This is a genomic window from Phycisphaerales bacterium, from assembly GCA_035627955.1.
Taxonomy (GTDB): Bacteria; Planctomycetota; Phycisphaerae; order Phycisphaerales; family UBA1924; genus JAEYTB01.
The window spans coordinates 40,180-58,015 of the sequence record DASPKU010000022.1; the positions used below are offsets into that span (position 1 = coordinate 40,180).

The 17,836-nt window shown below is 67.0% G+C and carries 15 protein-coding genes and 1 tRNA gene; 12 read left to right on the plus strand and 4 right to left on the minus strand.

From position 1 onward, the window contains the following. Nucleotides 1-571 precede the first annotated feature (571 nt). The 5 genes from dcd to VD997_17730 all read left to right on the plus strand — a co-directional run bounded on the left by dcd (nt 572) and on the right by VD997_17730 (nt 7,273). Complete coding sequence (gene dcd / locus VD997_17710; protein HYE63832.1) at nt 572-1,144, plus strand: dCTP deaminase; 573 nt, start codon at nt 572-574, stop codon at nt 1,142-1,144. A 50-nt stretch (nt 1,145-1,194) separates the two neighbouring features. Further along, entirely contained in the window at nt 1,195-1,560 is a 366-nt protein-coding gene (locus VD997_17715) for a four helix bundle protein (protein ID HYE63833.1), read from the plus strand. A gap of 57 nt (nt 1,561-1,617) precedes the next feature. After that, nucleotides 1,618-5,157 (plus strand): adenosylcobalamin-dependent ribonucleoside-diphosphate reductase, encoded by a 3,540-nt coding sequence (locus VD997_17720; GenBank protein HYE63834.1) that lies wholly within the window; start codon nt 1,618-1,620, stop codon nt 5,155-5,157. 687 nt (nt 5,158-5,844) lie between these two features. Continuing rightward, nucleotides 5,845-6,807, plus strand: a complete 963-nt coding sequence (locus tag VD997_17725; protein HYE63835.1) for a D-glycerate dehydrogenase — start codon at nt 5,845-5,847, stop codon at nt 6,805-6,807. A 61-nt stretch (nt 6,808-6,868) separates the two neighbouring features. Further along, nucleotides 6,869-7,273, plus strand: a complete 405-nt coding sequence (locus VD997_17730; protein HYE63836.1) for a hypothetical protein — start codon at nt 6,869-6,871, stop codon at nt 7,271-7,273. 17 nt (nt 7,274-7,290) lie between these two features. On the opposite strand, the gene VD997_17735 is transcribed toward VD997_17730, so the two are convergent. Continuing rightward, the gene (locus tag VD997_17735; protein ID HYE63837.1) at nt 7,291-7,665 is read right to left on the minus strand and encodes a hypothetical protein; all 375 of its coding nucleotides are present in this window, start codon (nt 7,663-7,665) and stop codon (nt 7,291-7,293) included. A 302-nt stretch (nt 7,666-7,967) separates the two neighbouring features. Between VD997_17735 and VD997_17740 the strand changes: the two genes are divergently transcribed. The 4 genes from VD997_17740 to VD997_17755 all read left to right on the plus strand — a co-directional run bounded on the left by VD997_17740 (nt 7,968) and on the right by VD997_17755 (nt 13,565). Then, on the plus strand, nt 7,968-8,315 hold the full coding sequence (locus tag VD997_17740; protein ID HYE63838.1) for a hypothetical protein: 348 nt from the start codon (nt 7,968-7,970) through the stop codon (nt 8,313-8,315). 176 nt (nt 8,316-8,491) lie between these two features. Further along, nucleotides 8,492-12,475: a preprotein translocase subunit SecA gene (gene secA, locus VD997_17745; GenBank protein ID HYE63839.1), complete on the plus strand. Its 3,984-nt coding sequence runs from the start codon at nt 8,492-8,494 to the stop codon at nt 12,473-12,475. 124 nt (nt 12,476-12,599) lie between these two features. After that, entirely contained in the window at nt 12,600-13,013 is a 414-nt protein-coding gene (locus VD997_17750) for a PEGA domain-containing protein (GenBank protein HYE63840.1), read from the plus strand. A gap of 3 nt (nt 13,014-13,016) precedes the next feature. Then, complete coding sequence (locus VD997_17755; GenBank protein HYE63841.1) at nt 13,017-13,565, plus strand: NUDIX domain-containing protein; 549 nt, start codon at nt 13,017-13,019, stop codon at nt 13,563-13,565. A gap of 21 nt (nt 13,566-13,586) precedes the next feature. On the opposite strand, the gene VD997_17760 is transcribed toward VD997_17755, so the two are convergent. Then, nucleotides 13,587-14,438, minus strand: a complete 852-nt coding sequence (locus VD997_17760; GenBank protein HYE63842.1) for a menaquinone biosynthesis protein — start codon at nt 14,436-14,438, stop codon at nt 13,587-13,589. 61 nt (nt 14,439-14,499) lie between these two features. Here VD997_17760 and VD997_17765 point away from each other — a divergent pair, with 61 nt between their 5' ends. After that, nucleotides 14,500-15,126, plus strand: a complete 627-nt coding sequence (locus VD997_17765; protein ID HYE63843.1) for an acetyltransferase — start codon at nt 14,500-14,502, stop codon at nt 15,124-15,126. Nucleotides 15,127-15,147: 21 nt separating this feature from the next. On the opposite strand, the gene VD997_17770 is transcribed toward VD997_17765, so the two are convergent. Then, nucleotides 15,148-15,768 carry a hypothetical protein gene (locus tag VD997_17770; GenBank protein HYE63844.1) on the minus strand — a complete coding sequence of 207 codons (621 nt, stop codon included), beginning with the start codon at nt 15,766-15,768 and terminating at the stop codon, nt 15,148-15,150. 300 nt (nt 15,769-16,068) lie between these two features. On the opposite strand from VD997_17770, the gene VD997_17775 reads away from it, so the two are divergent. Beyond that, nucleotides 16,069-16,932: a prepilin-type N-terminal cleavage/methylation domain-containing protein gene (locus tag VD997_17775; GenBank protein ID HYE63845.1), complete on the plus strand. Its 864-nt coding sequence runs from the start codon at nt 16,069-16,071 to the stop codon at nt 16,930-16,932. A gap of 50 nt (nt 16,933-16,982) precedes the next feature. After that, nucleotides 16,983-17,056, plus strand: a tRNA-Pro gene (locus VD997_17780). 109 nt (nt 17,057-17,165) lie between these two features. On the opposite strand, the gene VD997_17785 is transcribed toward VD997_17780, so the two are convergent. Then, nucleotides 17,166-17,834 carry a TetR family transcriptional regulator gene (locus tag VD997_17785; GenBank protein HYE63846.1) on the minus strand — a complete coding sequence of 223 codons (669 nt, stop codon included), beginning with the start codon at nt 17,832-17,834 and terminating at the stop codon, nt 17,166-17,168. Nucleotides 17,835-17,836 lie beyond the last annotated feature (2 nt).

The window sequence follows — 17,836 nt, forward strand, 5'->3', positions numbered from 1 at the left end:
TTGGGCCTCCAATGTACGGATTCCCGAGCCGGTTGGCCTCGCCCCAGACTCCCCAACAGCCCCGATCCCACCACGCCGCAACCCCTCCGCCCTGTCGGTTGCACGCCCTTCATGTGGAAAAACCGCCCACAGACAGCTTGCCGGTACCCGAACAGGCCGGTTGTGGATTCTTCCATCCACACCCGACCCCGTTCCTCAGCGGTTTTTCATCGCTTCCCAACCCCGCGTGAACGCGGGGCTTGCGCCCTGCCGACAGAGTTTCCCCGAATTTGACCACCGGATTTTGGGTCTGACCCCGTTGCACCTACGATAGGTAGTGGTATCCTCGCCCCCGTCAACACAACTGGTCGCGTGTCGGTCAAGGGTGTTCGCAGGACCTTCACACGCGAAGCAGGCGTCAACGAGAGTTTGTAGGATGGGCGCGTCGGGTGGGAGCCCGCGACGCTTATTCGGGTAGTGTTTGGACTTCACTCGGGCCGAAGGACCTCGGCTCAGCGTGGTCGGCGGTGACATTCCGCGCCCCCTCGCAAGGGCGGCGCACACCGGGTCGGCAAGCGGGAAAGGGTGGTCTGTGGGCGTTCTTTGTGACAGGCAGATCCGGCAGCTGGTGAAGATCACCCCCTTCGAGGAGGCGGTGAAGCGCCCCGGCAAGATCTCCTACGGCGTCTCCAGCTACGGCTACGACGTCCGCGTCGGCACCCACTTCAAGATCTTCACCGCCACGCCACGCACCGGCGGCATCACCGTCGTCGACCCCAAGCGCTTCAGCGACGACCTCATGGTCGAGATCGACACCGCGAAGATCCACGCCGACCACATCATCATCCCCCCGCACAGCTTCGCCCTGTGCGAGACCGTCGAATACCTCGAGGTCCCGCGCGACGTGCTCGTCATCTGTGTCGGCAAGAGCACCTACGCCCGCTGCGGCCTCATCGTGAACGTCACGCCCCTCGAGCCCGAGTGGCGCGGCAAGGTCACGCTCGAAATCTCCAACACCACGCCCCTCCCGGCGCGGGTGTACGCCAACGAGGGCATCGCCCAGTTCGTGTTCCTCAAAGCGGACCAGGTCTGTGAGAAGTCGTACGCGGACAAGGGCGGCAAGTACCAGGACCAGGGCGGGCTGACGCTCCCCAGGGTTGATTGAACGTTAGAAGAAGGCATCGAGGCAGCAAGGCATAAGGCATCGAGGCGTGAGTGTCCGACCCGATCAAGTCATATCAGGACCTCGTGGCATGGCAACGGGCCTTCACACTTGGAAAAGCGCTTTACGCCCTCTCGGGGAAGTTCCCCGACGGAGAGCGGTTCGGGCTGATGAACGCGGTGCGTCGGGGCGCCTACACGGTTGCGAGCCACATCGCTCAGGGCTATGGGCGAGGCAACACACACGACTATGTCTGGTTCCTCAAGCAGGCACGCGGCGAACTCTACCAGCTCGACACTCAGCTCCTCTTTGCACTCGACTTCAAGTACATCTCCGACGACGAGCATCGAAGAGTGAAGCAGCAGTTGGATGAAGCCGAACGCGTTCTCGCAGGATTGATCAGGAGTCTGGGCGGCTAACTCGGTGCCTTGGTGCCTCATGCCTCGGTGCCTTCTTCTAAGTTTCAAGGCGGCAGTATGAAGATCACACGCAAGTTCACCACGGCTGGCAACGACCCCTTCGCTTCGGTCAAGTGGGTCACCCGCTCCTCCAAGATCACCAACCCCGATGGCTCCATCGTCTTCGAGATGAAGGACGCCGAGGTGCCGGAGAGCTGGTCCCAGCTCGCCACCGACATCATGGTGAGCAAGTACTTCCGCAAGGCCGGCGTGCCCGTGCGCGACGCCGCGGGGGCGCAGCTCAAGGATGACAAGGGCAAGCCCGTCACCCGCGGCGAGAAGTCCGCCCGTGAGGTCATCCACCGCCTCGCCGGCTGCTGGCGCTACTGGGGCGAGACCCACGGCTACTTCGACACCGCGCAGGACGCTCAGGCGTTCTACGACGAGCTCGCCTACATGATGGTGCACCAGATGTGCGCCCCCAACAGCCCGCAGTGGTTCAACACCGGGCTCAACTTCGCCTACGGCATCACCGGCCCCGCGCAGGGCCACTGGATCGTCAACCCCAAGACGGGCGAGCCCGAACTCGCGGATGACGCCTACACCCACCCGCAGCCCCACGCCTGCTTCATCCAGAGCGTGAGCGACGACCTCGTCAACGAGGGCGGCATCATGGACCTGTGGGTCCGCGAGGCACGCCTCTTCAAGTACGGCTCGGGCACCGGCACCAACTTCAGCAACCTCCGCGGCGAGGGCGAGAAGCTCTCCGGCGGCGGCAAGTCCTCCGGCCTCATGTCCTGGCTCCGCATCGGCGACCGGGCCGCGTCGGCCATCAAGTCCGGCGGCACCACCCGGCGCGCCGCCAAGATGGTCTGCCTCGACATGGACCACCCCGACATCCAGGACTTCATCAACTGGAAGGTCCGCGAGGAGATCAAGGTGCAGGCGATGGTGGAGGGGCTCAAGCTCCTCAAGAAGCACAACAAGGACATCGCCGAGCAGGCCGACAAGTACGACCTCAAGCTCGACTACGACTTCAACGGTGAGGCCTATCAGACGGTCGCCGGCCAGAACAGCAACAACTCCGTCCGCATTCCCGATTCCTTCTTCGAGGCCGTGGACCAGAACGCCGACTGGGTCACGCACTTCCGAACTAACCCCAGCAAGACCAAGAGCTACAAGGCCCAGGAACTCTGGGACGACATCGGCTTCGCCGCGTGGCGGTGTGCCGACCCCGGCGTGCAGTTCGACAGCACCATCAACGCCTGGCACACCTGCCCCAATGGCGGCCGCATCAACGCCAGCAACCCGTGCTCCGAGTACATGTTCCTCGACAACACGGCCTGCAACCTCGCATCGCTGAACGTTCTCAAGTTCTACGACGCCCAGAAGCGCACCTTCGACATCGCTGCCTACGAGCACGGCATCGACCTGTGGACGATGGTGCTGGAGATCAGCGTCCTCATGGCCGCGTTCCCCAGCCGCGAGATCGCCGAACTGAGCTACAAGTACCGCACGCTGGGGCTGGGCTACGCCAACCTCGGCGCCATGCTCATGCAGGCGGGCATCCCCTACGACAGCGACGAGGGTCGGGCCGTGTGCGCCGTGCTCTCCGCCATCCTCACCGGCCGCAGCTACCGCATGTCGGCCCTCATGGCCGGCGAGCACGGCGCCTTCCCCGGCTACCACGCCGACAAGGACAACATGCTGCGGGTCATCCGCAATCACCGCCTCGCGGCGATGGGCGAGGCCCGCAGCTCCAAGAAGTATGAAGCCCTGAAGATCACGCCCGTCCCCACCGACCACGCGATCTTCAAGGCCGGCAAGGTGAACATCGCCAATAGCAAGGACCTCCTCGCCCACTCCGTCAAGGCCTGGGATGACGCCCTCAGCCTCGGCGAGAAGCACGGCTACCGCAACGCCCAGACCACGGTGATCGCGCCGACGGGCACCATTGGCCTGCTGATGGACTGCGACACCACAGGCGTCGAGCCCGACTTCGCGCTCGTCAAGTTCAAGAAGCTCGCCGGCGGCGGCTACTTCAAAATCGCCAACGAGAGCGTCCGCCCCGCCCTCAAGGCCCTGGGCTACAGCGACGCACAGGTCAAGGACATCATGGAGTACATCCTCGGCACCCTCAGCCTGGATGTCCCCGTCCCCGGTTCCGCCCGCAACGAGACTCTGAACGGGTTCCTCAAGAGCAAGGGGCTCTCCGATGCTGATCTCGAGAAGATCTCTGACACTCTGCCGGGCGTGTTTGAACTCTCCTTCGCGTTCTCGGCGTGGGGGCTCTCCGACGTGGCGCTCAAGGCGTGCGGCGTGGACCCCATGGCGGCCAAGGCCGACCCATCCTTCAACCTCCTCAGCGCGCTCGGCCTGACCGCCCAGCAGATCGAGGAGCTCAACCTCACCATCTGCGGCACCTCCACCATCGAGGGCGCCCCGCACCTCAGGCCCGAGCACCTGCCCGTCTTCGACTGTGCCAACAAGTGCGGCAAGCGCGGCCAGCGCTTCATCCACCCGCACGGCCACATCAAGATGATGGCCGCGGCTCAGCCGTTCATCAGCGGCGCCATCAGCAAGACCATCAATCTCCCCAATGAGGCGAGCGTGCAGGACATCAAGGACTGCTACCGCCTCTCGTGGGAACTGGGCCTCAAGGCCAACGCACTCTACCGCGACGGCTGCAAGCTCAGCCAGCCGCTCTCCGCCACCGCCGACGAGGCGAAGAAGGAGGCCGGCAAGGCTGAGGCCGTGATCGACACGGCCGTCAAGAAAGTTGGGCAGGACCTGGAACCATCCTCCTCAACGAAGGCGGCCTCGGCTGGGCCGGTCCCCGCCGCATCGGCCCCTGTGGCGACGCAGGGTGCGAAGTTTGAGCTCCCTGGAATCACGGCGGAGGTCAAGCCGCGGGCCCAGCGCCGCCGCCTGCCCGACACGCGCCTGAGCAAGACGCACAAGTTCAACGTCGCCGGCCACGAGGGCTACCTCACCGTCGGCCTCTATGAGGACGGCCAGCCCGGCGAGCTGTTCATCACCATGAGCAAGGAAGGCTCCACGATCGGCGGCCTGATGGACAGCCTGGGCACCGCCACCAGCGTCGCCCTCCAGTACGGCGTGCCCATCAGCAGCCTGGTCACCAAGTTCAGCCACCAGCGCTTCGAGCCCGCGGGGATGACCGAGAACCGCGACATCCCCTTCGCCAAGAGCCTGGTCGACTACATCTTCCGCTGGCTGGGCATGGAGTTCATCCCCGGCTACCGCGAGAACAACTCGCCCCGCGCCATCGCGGAGGCGGCAAACGGACACACACCCGAGGAGAAGGCATGGAAGACATCCGAGCGCGTCTCGATCGTCCCGCCTGTCACGGACCGTCCTCACGCTGGGGACGGGTCGAAGAAGCCCGGTCAGGCTGGGGAGGTGATGAGCACGCCCGCGATCGTGATGAAGGAGACGCTCACCATCACGGAGACGGTGGGGGGCCTCGCGAGCACGCTCTCGATCGCGATGGAGAGCATCAGCGACGCGCCCGCGTGTGACGTGTGCGGCACCATCACGGTCCGCAACGGCACCTGCTACAAGTGCGTCAACTGCGGCAACAGCATGGGCTGCAGCTGACGCGAAAGCCCAGGGATCATGATCCCTGGGCTTTCGGTGAGGGCTTCGGTGAGAGTCAGTGCACACGGTTGGTCGACGGGGCGCCCACTTGGTCCGCGGGGCGGAGGGCGTTCCCGGTTGGAGAAGGGCCGGTTCGCGAAGGGATGCGCGCCGGGGCAAGGGTCGAGGACCGACCCCGCCCACCGCCCGGACATTCGCGGGACCAGACGGCAAGTGGCATGGGGCGTCGCAACAGCATCGCTTCTGCCAGTCCGAGGAGAGTCGGCGCCCCGTCCGCAAGGACGGCCGCCAAGCCACGGAGGCTCCCGCAGCGTCCCCACACCACGGAGCGTCTTCCAATGAACGGAAACACGCCCCGTCGCCAACCCTGTGCACTGACTGACAAAGCAAGCTGGACAACAGAACGATCGACGGAGACATCAGACTGAACAACACCCCGCGGTAACCCGCAGCACCTCCTACTCCGCTTTCCGGTTTCCGCCTTCCGGTTTCAAATGCCTCCCACCCGCAGGGCCAGAGCGCGGCGGTCCACCCCCGCCATTGTCGCCGGCCCTGCACCCCAAAACCCCCGGGCTCCACCTCCCGGGGGTTTTCTTTCGCGCTCACCTCGCTCAACGAGCCCGACGCGCCAGCGAGGGTCTTCCGCGCCCGCACGCACCCGCCCCCAACCCCTGCTAACTTCCCCCCATGCCCCACCCCACCGTCGCCATCTGCCGCGCCCTCCCCGGCACCATTGATCTTCCCGGCGCCGAGGTCCGCATGGGCACCGAGCGTGCCCTCCCGCGCCAGCAGCTCCTCGAGTTCGTCCGCGGCGCCCACGTCCTCATCACCTGGGTCTCCGAGAAGGTCGACAACGAGCTCCTCGACGCCGCCGGCCCGCAGCTCAAGGCCGTCTGCAACTTCGCCGTGGGCACCGACAACATCGACCTCAAAGCCTGCGCCGCCCGCGGTATCAAGGTCACCAACACCCCCAACGCCGTCACCGAGGGCACCGCCGACCTCGCGTGGCTGCTCATCATGGCCGTGGCGCGCCGTCTCATCGAGGCCGACCGCTTCGCCCGCTCACCGCTCTACCCCCAGCACGGCCCGCTCGGCCCCACCGAGCTCGTCGGCCAGGACCTCACCGGCAAGACGCTCTGCATCGTCGGCGCCGGCCGCATCGGCTACGCCACCGCCATGCGCTCGCTCGCCTGGGGCATGAAGCAGCTCTACGTCGCCCGCTCCCGCCACTGGGACTTCGAGCTCGCACCGCTCAACTCCAGGCGCGTCACACTCGAAGAAGGCCTCGCCCAGGCCGACGTCGTCAGCATCCACTGCCCCCTCACCCCCCAGACCCGCGGCCTCATCAACGCCCGCGCCCTCGCCCTGATGAAGCCGTCCGCTATCCTCGTCAACACCGCCCGCGGCCCCATCGTAGACGAGCAGGCCCTCGTCGACGCCCTCAAGGCCGGCAAGCTCTACGGCGCCGGCCTCGACGTCTACGAGCGCGAGCCGCAGGTGCACCCCGATCTCATCACCATGACCAACGTCGTTCTCACACCCCACATCGGCAGCGCCGCCGCACGCTTCCGCGCCGCTATGACCGAGATGGCCTGCGCCAACGCACGCGCCGTGCTCGCGGGCGTCGAGCCGCCCAACCGAGTCGTCTAACGCTGAAAAGCTGGGCACTTCCGATTGTGAGATTCCCCAACTTGGGGTACACTGAAGATGGATGGGCTTCACCTACACCGTGGATGAGTCGCTCGGCCTCGCGCGCGTCGTGTGGACCGGCGATGTCACACCCGAACTCGCGGGCGAGGCCATCCACGCCGTCTCGTCCGACCCGCGCGTGAAGCCCAGCTTCTGCCGCCTCGTCAACATGCAGGCCGCCCGCATCCAGATCCCCCGCAACAGCAACCGCGACCTCGCCGCCGCGAAGGCCAACGGCCACGACGCGAGCAGCGCGAAGACCAACGGCAAAACCGCGATCGTGGTGGGGGACGAGCTCAGCTTCGGCATCGCCAGCCAGTACGCCGCGTACTCCGAGCTCCAGGGCTTCCCCACGGAAGTCTTCCGCGACATGGGAAGCGCGGAGAAGTGGCTCGCTCTCGGCTCGTCAGTCGCCGCGACGGTCTAAGGCACGGACCAGACGATTTACCGCCGCCCGCTGCCGCTTCCCGTGTGCCCGAAGTGCAGCTCCAGGTACCGCGCCACATAGTCGACGATCGATGACGCCTCCGGGATGTCCGGGTTGCTGGTCATGCCCATCGGCTCGAACCGCATCCCCTTGAACCGCACCACCGCGTCCTTCACGCTCAGCCCGTGCTGCAGCGACAGGCTGAACGCACGGCAGAAGGCCTGCGCCATCCCCGAGATCGTCGAGCCTTCCTTCGACATCTTGATGAAGATCTCTCCCGGCCGGCCATCCTCATAGAGGCCGATCGTGAGGTACCCCTCGTGCAGCCCGATCGCGAACTTGTGCGTGATCGAGTCGCGGGTCACGGGGAGCGATTGGCGGGTCGCGACCATGTCTGAACTCTCCGAAGAGTCGTGGTGATGGGCACGGGTGTGGCCGTGGTCGCTCATAGGGGTCGAATGTAGCCGGACGGGAGACAGAAGGAAGGAAGATTCGCGACGAGGGACTATCGGACAGGCGGCCGCCCCTTCCACCACAGAAATCCCACAGCGTGTCCACGCCACCACCCGCTCCCCGGCTCGCTCCGGCCCCAAGTCGTTGCTCCGCAAGCCTCACACGCGGCCCTGAACCGGGTAAAAAACGGGGATCGCCCTCGTGCCCGGGGGGTGTCGGCTCGATATCCTGTTGATTCGCAATGAACCCCGTGACCGGAACCCTCAAACCTTCGCCCATGCGGGCCGCGCTGGGAGGCATCACCCTCCTGCTGCTGGTCGCGGTGGCGTTGCAGGGTTCCCCGGGGGAGCGGGCCGACGCCCCCGGGCAGCGTCACGGCCCCGTTGTCCGCATGCTCGCCGAGGCCGTTACCCGCCGCATGGACCGTCAGGTCCGCCGGCAGGATGAACGCCCCGCCGTCGCCGCGGCCCACCCCGCCGTCACGCCCGACCGATCTGCTCTGCGTCCCATCGCGACCCCCGACCTCGGGGTCGCAGTCCGTTGCCTGTCGCCCTGGCTGACCGACCTCCCGCCGCCCGCGCTGGCCTGATCCCAGCAGTCGCCCCGCGCACGACGCGCAGGGCTGGTGGCCTCCATCCATTCCAGAGTCGGTCCAACCGCCCGCACGCACCAGCGTGCGCGGCGTTCACTCCCCGTCACATCCCGGCGTTCGCCCCTGCCGCGGTGCCTCTCGCACCCCGCGCGGGCGCGCCAAGCGAGCAAGCCATGGCAGAGCAGCAGGGCATCCCGTTCATCGGTCCCATCCTCAACAAGATCATCGGCACCCGCAACGAGCGGTTCGTCAAGAAGTACACCCAGCGCGTCAACGAGATCAACGCGCTGGAGCCCAAGGTCATCCAGCTGACCGACGAGCAGCTCCGCGGCAAGGTCCACGAGCTCCGCGCCCGCGTCGACAAGGGCGAGAAGGCCGACGACCTCATCCCCGAGGCGTTCGCCTACGCCCGCGAGGCCATGGACCGCGGCGTCGGTATCCGCAACATCTTCAACCCCGCCGCCAACTTCGACGTCTCCCTCCTCCCCCCGCCCATGCGGGACCTCTACGCCAAGGTCAAGGCCGAGATGGACGCCCGCGAGCCCCTGCACCCAACCGGTGAGTGGCAGGGCTGGACCATCCCCATCGAGGGCTGGCGGCAACTGGACATCCCCAACGAGCTCTACGCGGCCGTGAAGGCCCTCTTCCCCGAATCGCGGCCCCCCTTCCGCGCCCGCCCCTTCGACGTCCAGCTCATCGGCGGCATGGTGCTCTGCCAGGGCAAGATCTCTGAAATGCGCACCGGCGAAGGCAAGACCATCGTCGCCCCGCTCGCCTGCTACAAGGCCGCGATCGAGCGCATGAAGGTCCACGTCGTGACCGTCAACGACTACCTCGTGCAGCGCGACCGCGACTGGACCGCGCCCTACTTCCGCGCCCTGGGCATGACCGTCGGCGCCATCCACCCCCAGCACATGCAGGACGAGGACGAGAAGCGGGTGATGTACCGCTGCGACGTGGTCTACGGCACCACCGCCGAGTTCGGCTTCGACTACCTCCGCGACAACATGAAGAAGTCGGTGGACATGCAGGTCCAGAAGAAGCGCGAGTTCGCCATCGTCGACGAGGTTGACTCGATCCTCATCGACGAGGCCCGCACGCCTCTGATCATCTCCGGCGAAGCCCACAGCAACTCGCCCCGTTACGACCTCGCGGACCGCCTGGCCCGCCACCTCGTCGAGCGCCAGAAGCCCTGGGCCGAGGCCGACGAGAAGGTCCAGAAGTGCAAGATGCGCATCAAGGGCTTCGAGGGCGACATCCGCCAGGCCCGCGACAAGGCCCAGATCCCCACGCTCCAGGAGGGCCTCCGCCAGGCCAAGGCCGAGCTGCCCATGCTCGAGAAGGAGCGCGACAAGCACACGCAGTACTTCGAGGTCAAAATGGAGCGCAAGAGCGCCCACCTCACCCACGACGGCGTGAGCGAGGCCCAGCGCGTCGCCCAGATCGGCTCGCTGTACGTCGACGAGAACATCGACCTGCCGCACCTGCTGGAGCAGTCGCTCCGCGCCTTCACGGTCTACGAGCGCGACCGCGACTACGTGGTCATGCCCGCGCAGAACCCCCAGACCGGGCGCATGGAGCCCAGCATCGTCATCGTCGACACCAACACCGGCCGCCCCATGATCGGCCGCCAGTGGTCCGACGGCCTGCACCAGGCCATCGAGTGCAAGGAGAAGGTGCCGATCAAGGCCGAGACGCAGACGGTCGCCACCGTCACCATCCAGAACTTCTTCAAGATGTACAAGCGCCTCGCGGGCATGACCGGCACGGCCGACACCGAGGCGCAGGAGTTCCACGACATCTACCACCTCGACGTCGTGGCCATCCCCACCAACAAGCCGGTGGTCCGCAACGACTTCGACGACGTCGTCTTCCTCTCCGCCAAGGACAAGTGGAACCAGATCGTCGATGAGATCAAGGCCTTCCACGACGTGGGCCGCCCCATCCTCGTGGGCACGACCTCCGTCGAGAAGAGCGAGACCCTCAGCAAGCTCCTCACCGCCCGCCACCAGATCCAGCACGAGGTTCTCAACGCCAAGCAGCACGAGCGCGAGGCCCACATCGTCGAGAACGCCGGCCAGATGGGCGCGGTCATGATCGCCACCAACATGGCCGGCCGCGGCACCGACATCAAGCTGGGCAAGATCACCCGCGAGAGCCAGCTCGACCACTGGCTCCGCCGCGGCATCTGCCCCCGCACGGTGACCATCGAGTCCACCGTTGACCAGCTCCGCGAGGGCGTCTACCGCAAGATGGCGCCCAAGGAGCTCAACATCCAGAAGCGTGACGCCGAGTCCATGGACTTCGCGCAGCTGGAGCTTCAGCTGCTCCGCCACTGGGCCCAGAAGTTCACGTGGATGGACCCAAAGAACATCGAGCGTGCCAACGCCGAGGAGCTCCGCACCGCCCTTGATGAGAACGGACGCTTCCTCATCCACCGCCTCCGCTGGTTCGACTCCATCGAGGACATGGGCGGCCTCCACGTCATCGGCACCGAGCGCCACGAGGCCCGCCGCATCGACAACCAGCTCCGCGGCCGCTCCGGCCGCCAGGGCGACAAGGGCTCCTCGCGCTTCTTCGTCAGCCTCGAGGACGACCTGATGAAGATGTTCGCCGGCGAGACCACCATGCGCATCCTCGCCCGTCTGGGCATGAAGGAGGGCGACGCCATCGAGCATCCCATGCTCACCAAGAGCGTCGAGCGCGCCCAGCGCAAGGTCGAGGAGCGCAACTTCCAGTACCGCAAGCAGGTGCTCGAGTACGACGAAGTCATGGAGCACCAGCGCCGCGCTTTCTATGGCCTCCGCCAGCGCGTCCTCGAGGGGCGCGACATGAAGGCCCTCATCTTCGACTTCATCAAGAGCACCGTCGACGGCGCGGTCGACACCTACCTCGACCCCGAGTACCCCGCCCAGTGCGCCGCGGAGTACGCCAAGAGCAAGCTCGAGTGCTCGATCGCCCCCGACCGCCTCCGCGGGAAGGAAGTCAGCGAGATGGAGCGCGTCATCCTCGAAGACGCCGCCCACGAGGCCCGCCAGTCCATCGAGCTCACATTGGGCGAGTACATGCCCATGGAGGGCTCCGAGGTCAGCGTCGACTTCGACTCCGCCGGCCTCATCGGCTGGGCCAGGTCCCGCTTCGGCGTCGAACTGCACTCCGAGGACCTCCGCACCGGCGGTGCCGAGGAGCGCCACCGTGTCAAGGATCTGCTCGTTCACGCCGCCGTGGAGCAGATCGAGCAGGCCGACCTCTCCGGCCTCAACGCCTATACCGAGCCCAACTACGGCGCCAAGGAGCTTTCCTCCTGGCTCCGCGACAAGCTCACGCTGGACGTCCACGCCGACGAGATCGTGCAGGTGCACAAGGCCGGCGAGCGCGACCGCACCGTCACCGACCTCATCATGGAGAAAGTCGAGGCCCTCTACCGCAAGCGTGAGATCGAGTACCCCGTCGACTTCGCCCTCCAGATCACCAGCCTGCTCTTCCAGCGCGGCGCCCGTGACGAGGCCGCGGCCAACCTGGTCGCCTGGGCCAACGCCCGCTTCAAGATGGGCTGGGACTCCACCGTGTTCAAGAAGAACCCGGCGGTGGTCCGCAGCGAACTCCTCGCCGAATCCGAGAAGTTCGTCGCCGAGGGCCGCATGGAGAAGGAGATCGACGCCGCCCTCAAGTGCACCACCGACGAGCAGCTGGAGGCCCACCTCCGCGAGCGCTTCGGCCAGGAGCTGCCCGAGAACATGCGGCACCTCCCCGAGGACGAGCGTCCCGACAAGATCCGGGCCAAGGTCGAGAACATCCTCCGCCCCGAGCTGCTCCAGCTCGAGCGCGGCATGCTGCTGGAGACCCTCGACACCGCGTGGAAGGACCACCTCTACGCGATGGACCAGCTCCGCGACTCCATTAACTTCCGCGCCTTCAGCCAGCAGGACCCGCGCATCGAGTACAAGAAGGAAGGCTCGCACCTGTTCAACGGCATGATGGAGAGCGTGCGTGCCCGCGTCACCGAGTACGTCTTCAAGGCCCGCATCTCCCTGCCGGGCATGGGCGGCCCGCCCCGCCCGATGGCCACGCCGATGCCCCGCCCAGCCGCGGCCCCCGTCATGGCCCCCGGCGGCGCAAGCATCATCGGCCCCGGCATCGACGGCGGCGTCGCGTGAGCATGCCTGAGTTCGTTGCCTTGAGTTTGTGACCAACCCTGATCGCAACCCCTCGGGGCCTCCGCATTGGAGGCCCCGTTTTCGTTGCGCACCCGCTGCACCTCCCACCCGCTACACTGCCCCCATGCTGAAGCGGGCCGGGCTGCTGCTGTTGATCGTGGGCTTTGGGCTGGGCGCCGGCGGCTGCCTCGAGCGCCGCATGACCATCACCTCCGAGCCGCCGGGCGCCACCGCGACCGTCAACGGCGTTGAGGTCGGGCGCACGCCCGTCTCCGCTTCCTTTGTTTACTTCGGCAAGTACCAGGTCGAGCTGGAACGCGACGGTTACGAACCCCTCCGCACCGAGGCCAAGGCCACAACGCCCCTCTACGAGTACCCGCCCATCGACCTGCTCGCCTCCGCGGTGCCCCTCAACATCACCAGCAACGTCAACTGGCACTTCGTCATGGAGCCGGAGAAGTCCGCCCGCGGCTCGACCGAAGCCACCGACGCCGCCCTGCTCGAGCGCGCCCGCGAGCTGCGGAAGCAGGTGCAGTAGCCCATGGCCGACCACGCCGTGCAAGGTTCTTCCGCCGCGATGCCCTACCGCATCGCCTGCCTCTGCGACCTGCGGGACACGCAGGGGCGCGTGCTGCTGCTCCGCCGCCTCAAGGCGCCCAACCAGGGCCTCTGCTCGCCCATTGGCGGCAAGCTACACGTCGATGAGGGCGAGTCGCCCGCCCAGTGCGCCCAGCGCGAGATCCTCGAAGAGGCCGGCCTCAGCGTCCCCATGGACCGCATCCACCTGATCGGCCTCGTCGCCGAGACGGCCTTCGAGGGCAAGGGCCACTGGCTCATGTTCGTCTACCGCGTGCTTGGCCCCGTCGAGGTCGAGCCCCACGACATGCGCGAGGGCCGCCTCGAGTGGTTCACGCCGCAGGAGGTCGAGCACCTCCCGCTCCCCGAGACCGACCGCAAGATCATCTGGCCCCTCATGAAGCGAGCCGACCCGCGGACAGCGAATGGCCGCCCCGGCTTCTTCGCCGTGCACATCGACTGCCGGGGCGATCAGCTCAAGTGGACCGTCGAGCAGGAAGTCCCCGGCACCTGACTTCGGAACGCTCGTGGCGGGCTAGAACGCCCACGCCGGCTCCCGGTCCGCCACCAGCCCGAGCGCCCGCGCCTCCGCGATGAACGCGCCCACCGCCTCGCGCTCGCGCTCCCCGACCTCGAAGCGCAGCAACTGCGTCAGGTACCGCTCCGCCTCCTCCGCCGGCCAGCGCGACGCCGGCTGCCGGCGCGCGATCACCCAGTCCAGGCGCGTGGCGTTGTGCCGCCGGTGCCGGTCGAGCAGCGCCGTCGCGGCCTTCACCTTCTGCGAACCAACATCCTCGCGCCGGCACATCCACACCGCGTACGCAAACGGCAGCCCCGTGAGCGCCTTCCACTGCTCGCCGAGATCGAGCTGGTACGGGTACCGCGACGCCGGCGGGCAGTCCGTCACCACCTTGTCACCGATCAAGAGAACAGTGGGGGGCCAGCTCTCCTCGATCGACCCCGAGGGCGCCGCCCCCTCCAGCGGCATCCGCTCCCGCGCATCAAACCCGATCACTCGCGGCCTCACCCCATACCGCCGCGACAGAATCACCTGCGCCAGGATCACCGACGTGTGGCTGTCCGTGTCCGCGTGCAGCGTCGTCACCTGCTCGAACGGCACCGCCGAGAACACCCGCACCGTCAGCGTCGGCCCGTCGCACCCGATCATCCCCGCCGGCACCAGCGCCAGCGCCGGGTCATCCGACCCCGGCAGCCCCACCGCATCCACCACCGAGCACAGCCCCAAGTCCGCCTCTTCGCTCCGCACCATCCCGGCGATCACCGACGGCACGGCCGGGACCAGCGTCAGCCCCTGCACCTTCTCCAGTCCTTCAACCAGGGGAGCGGTGTTCAGGTAACGCACGCACGCGACGCGGATCGGCTCCATGCGCGAAGGGTAGGTTCAGGAAAGACAATGTGTTGGCACGCGCTTTGCCGATCTTGGCCCCATGCACCCAGCGGGGAAGCGCAAGCTGATCGTCATCGGTGGGGGTGGTCACGCGCTGGTCGTGACCGAGGCCGTGCAGGCCGCGGGCGTGCAGCCCGAGGGCTTCTACGACGACAACCCCGAGGCCGTGCTCGGCCAGCGCCTCAGCATCAACTACCTCGGCCCACTCTCCGCGGCCAAGGTCGGCGACGAGGACCTCTACATCGTCGCCCTGGGCGACGTGCAGCTCCGTCGGCGCGTGCTGCAGGGGCTGCCCTACGACCTCGCGGCCACCATCATCCACGCCGAGTCCTTCGTCGCGCCATCCGCAACGCTCGGCACCGGCATCTTCGTCGCACCCAAGGCGATGGTGCACTCGTTCGCCAGCATCGACGACCACTGCATCATCAACTCCGGCGCGATCGTCGAGCACGAGTGCGCCATCGGTGAGAACACCCACATCGGCCCCGGCGCGGTGCTCGGCGGCGGCGCCCGCGTGGGCGCTCAGACACTCGTCGGCCTGGGCGCCCGCGTGCTCCCCGGCGTGCGGATCGGCTCGGGCTGCGTGATCGGCGCCGGCGCGGTCGTGGTGCGCGACATCCCCAGCGACACCAAGGTCGTCGGCGTCCCGGCTCGCGTGATGTCCTGATTGACGTGGTAAGCGGAAGGCCTACTCGTCGCCCGCCAGATTCGCCGCGATGTACTTCCGCGCCCGCGACTTGTTGTCGCGCGCTGAAATACGGCTGCCGTCCGACCGGAACCGGATCACCTGCCCCGAGCGGCACAGCTTCGCCAGCGCCTGGTTGATGCTCGACTTCAGCGACGTCGGCGCCGCGTTGGAGCGGTACCCCGTCTCCGGCAGCGCATCGCCGATCTCCTCGGTCGTCAGCTGCTCCTGGTAGCGGTCCAGCGACCAGATCGCCAGGATCGCATCCGCGATGTTCATCTTGCCGGCCGTGGGCCGCCCCGCGCCCGCGCCGCCAGATCCGCCGTTACCGACGCGACGCTGCCCGACGTTGTTCCGTCCCTGGTCCTTGTTCAGCATGCCGCTGAAGGACGAGACCTTGCGGTTCTGGGCATCCACCAGCTGCTGGGCGTACTGGCGGATCTGAGAGACCGACGACTCCACCTGCTGCGCCACCGCCGTGTACGCGGCCCGCGCCTCGCGCTCCTTCACCCGCTGCGCCTCGATCCAGCTCGTCACCTTCTCCAACTGCTCGGCAATCTCGACAAGGCTCATCTCATTGACGGGCTTGCCCGCAAGGAACGGGAGGCGTTCATCAGGTTGCACTATGTAGCTCCAGGGAGTGACCCAACCGTCCCGAGCAGCGGGCGTCGACAAGAGCCCCGCGTCCCGAACAGGGGGGCACATCAATAGCACTCGCAACGAAGGTGCGTCAACAGTGTGACAGAAGACTGTTGGTAAAGCTACTGCATATCCATGCACCCATCCGTCTTTGAATCCTTTTCCCCCCGTGTCCGTACCGTATTGGCGCAGAGGTTGCCCGGGCTCTGTTGGGTGCTGTTCGGGAAATCCGGGTGCATTGCAGGAAACTTCCGGGTACGCTTGGGCTGCAAACAGGAGACGACCATGGCACGCCGCACACCCCGCCTCGTCCACACCGCCCGACGCGCCTTCACGCTCATCGAGCTCCTCGTAGTCGTCGGCATCATCGGCGTGCTGGTCGGCCTCACCCTCTTCGTCGGCACCCAGGTCGTCGGCGGCGGCAAGCAGCGCACCACCCAGCAGATCATCCAGGTGCTCGACCAGGCGATGCAGACCTACATCACGTCCACCGGAGACAACCCGACCGCGATCTACGTCCACCGCGACCCGGCCGGAACTCTCACGTACTTCCCCATCGGCGACGTGCGAGACATGACCACCAACGCTGTTGCCGTCCCCGGCGAGTTCCCGGGTGGGCACCCGATGGTCAATGCCGTCGGAATGTTCTACGAGGAAGCACGGACAAAGCCTGAAGTCAGCAAAATCCTCGACAAGATCCCCCAGCAATACGTCCGCATGTACGACATTGACGGCACCGGGCCGCAGCCTGCCCTCCTGACGGTCTTCGACGCCTGGGGCAAGCCCATTCGTTACGTACATCCCACGTTTCAGGGTGTTTACTCCGACGACCCTACCAACAACTCGCCCAACCCAGCCACCGCCCGCCCGACCATTGCCGTGTGCCCGCTCCCCGCGGGTCTCCCCGCCGGCACCGCCTACTCGGTCCCAAACATCCGCCGCAACAACGTCCCCACCGGCACCGGCACCGCCGCCGACAATCAGCCCGACGGGGACGGCGGCATGTGCGTCGGCCACCGCCCGTACTTCTACTCCCTCGGCCCCGACGGCCTCTGCGGCGTCAAGAAGTCAGGCTCCCCGGGCACGGTGGTCGAGAACTACAACGCGGACAACATCTACACCACCATCCCCAACTTCGTCGACAAGTGAACGCCCGGCGGGCGTGGCGGCCCCGAGCGGCCTACCATCGTCCCTGCACCCGGGGTGTAGCGCAGCTTGGTAGCGCGTCTCGTTCGGGACGAGAAGGTCGCAGGTTCAAATCCTGTCACCCCGACTTGGAAAGCACAACGCCCCGCAGGGACCAACCCTGCGGGGCTTGTTCTTTTCCGCCGCCTCGATGCCTTGGCGCCTCCTGCCCTGATGCCTCTCTTCCACCCGCCCTTTCAGCCTCCCCTACGCCGAGACGCTGCCTCCCGCAACGCCCCCTCCACCAGCATCTCCACCGCCCACGCCTTCACCTTCCGCGCCGCCGGCTCGGGCATCCCCAGCACATCCGTCAGCACGATCATCGACTCGGTCCCGAACACCAGCGCCAACGCCGCGCACAACTGCCGGTACGTCTCCCGCCCCAGCTTCGCCCGCACCGGCTCCAGCGCCGCCTCGATCAGCGGCGTCCGCCGGTTCTGCCGCAGCGGCACCCCGCGCTCCCCATCCAGCACCCGTGTGACCGACGCCGCCAGCATCAGCCGCAGCTGCGCCGCGTTCGCGTACACCACCTCGTGCATCGCCGCCTCGGCCCGAAGCGCCCGCTCCACCGGGTCCGTCGATGTGTCCCCCTCAAAGAACGCGGCGGACTCCGGCACGGCCCGATCCACCGGCGCCTCGGCCAGCAACGCCTCCACCGTCGGGAAGTACCGGTAGGCCGTCGCCCGCGAGACCCCCGCCTCCATTGCCACCTCGTCCATATCCGGGCTGCGCCCGCTCTTCAACAGCCGCGCCGCCGCGGTGAGCAGGTCCTTCCGCGTGCGTGCCCGCTGGTTCGCCCGCCCGCCCCCTTGCCCAACCGCTTGCCCGCCCGCACGCCCAGCTGCTGCTTGTTTCACTCGTGCCATGT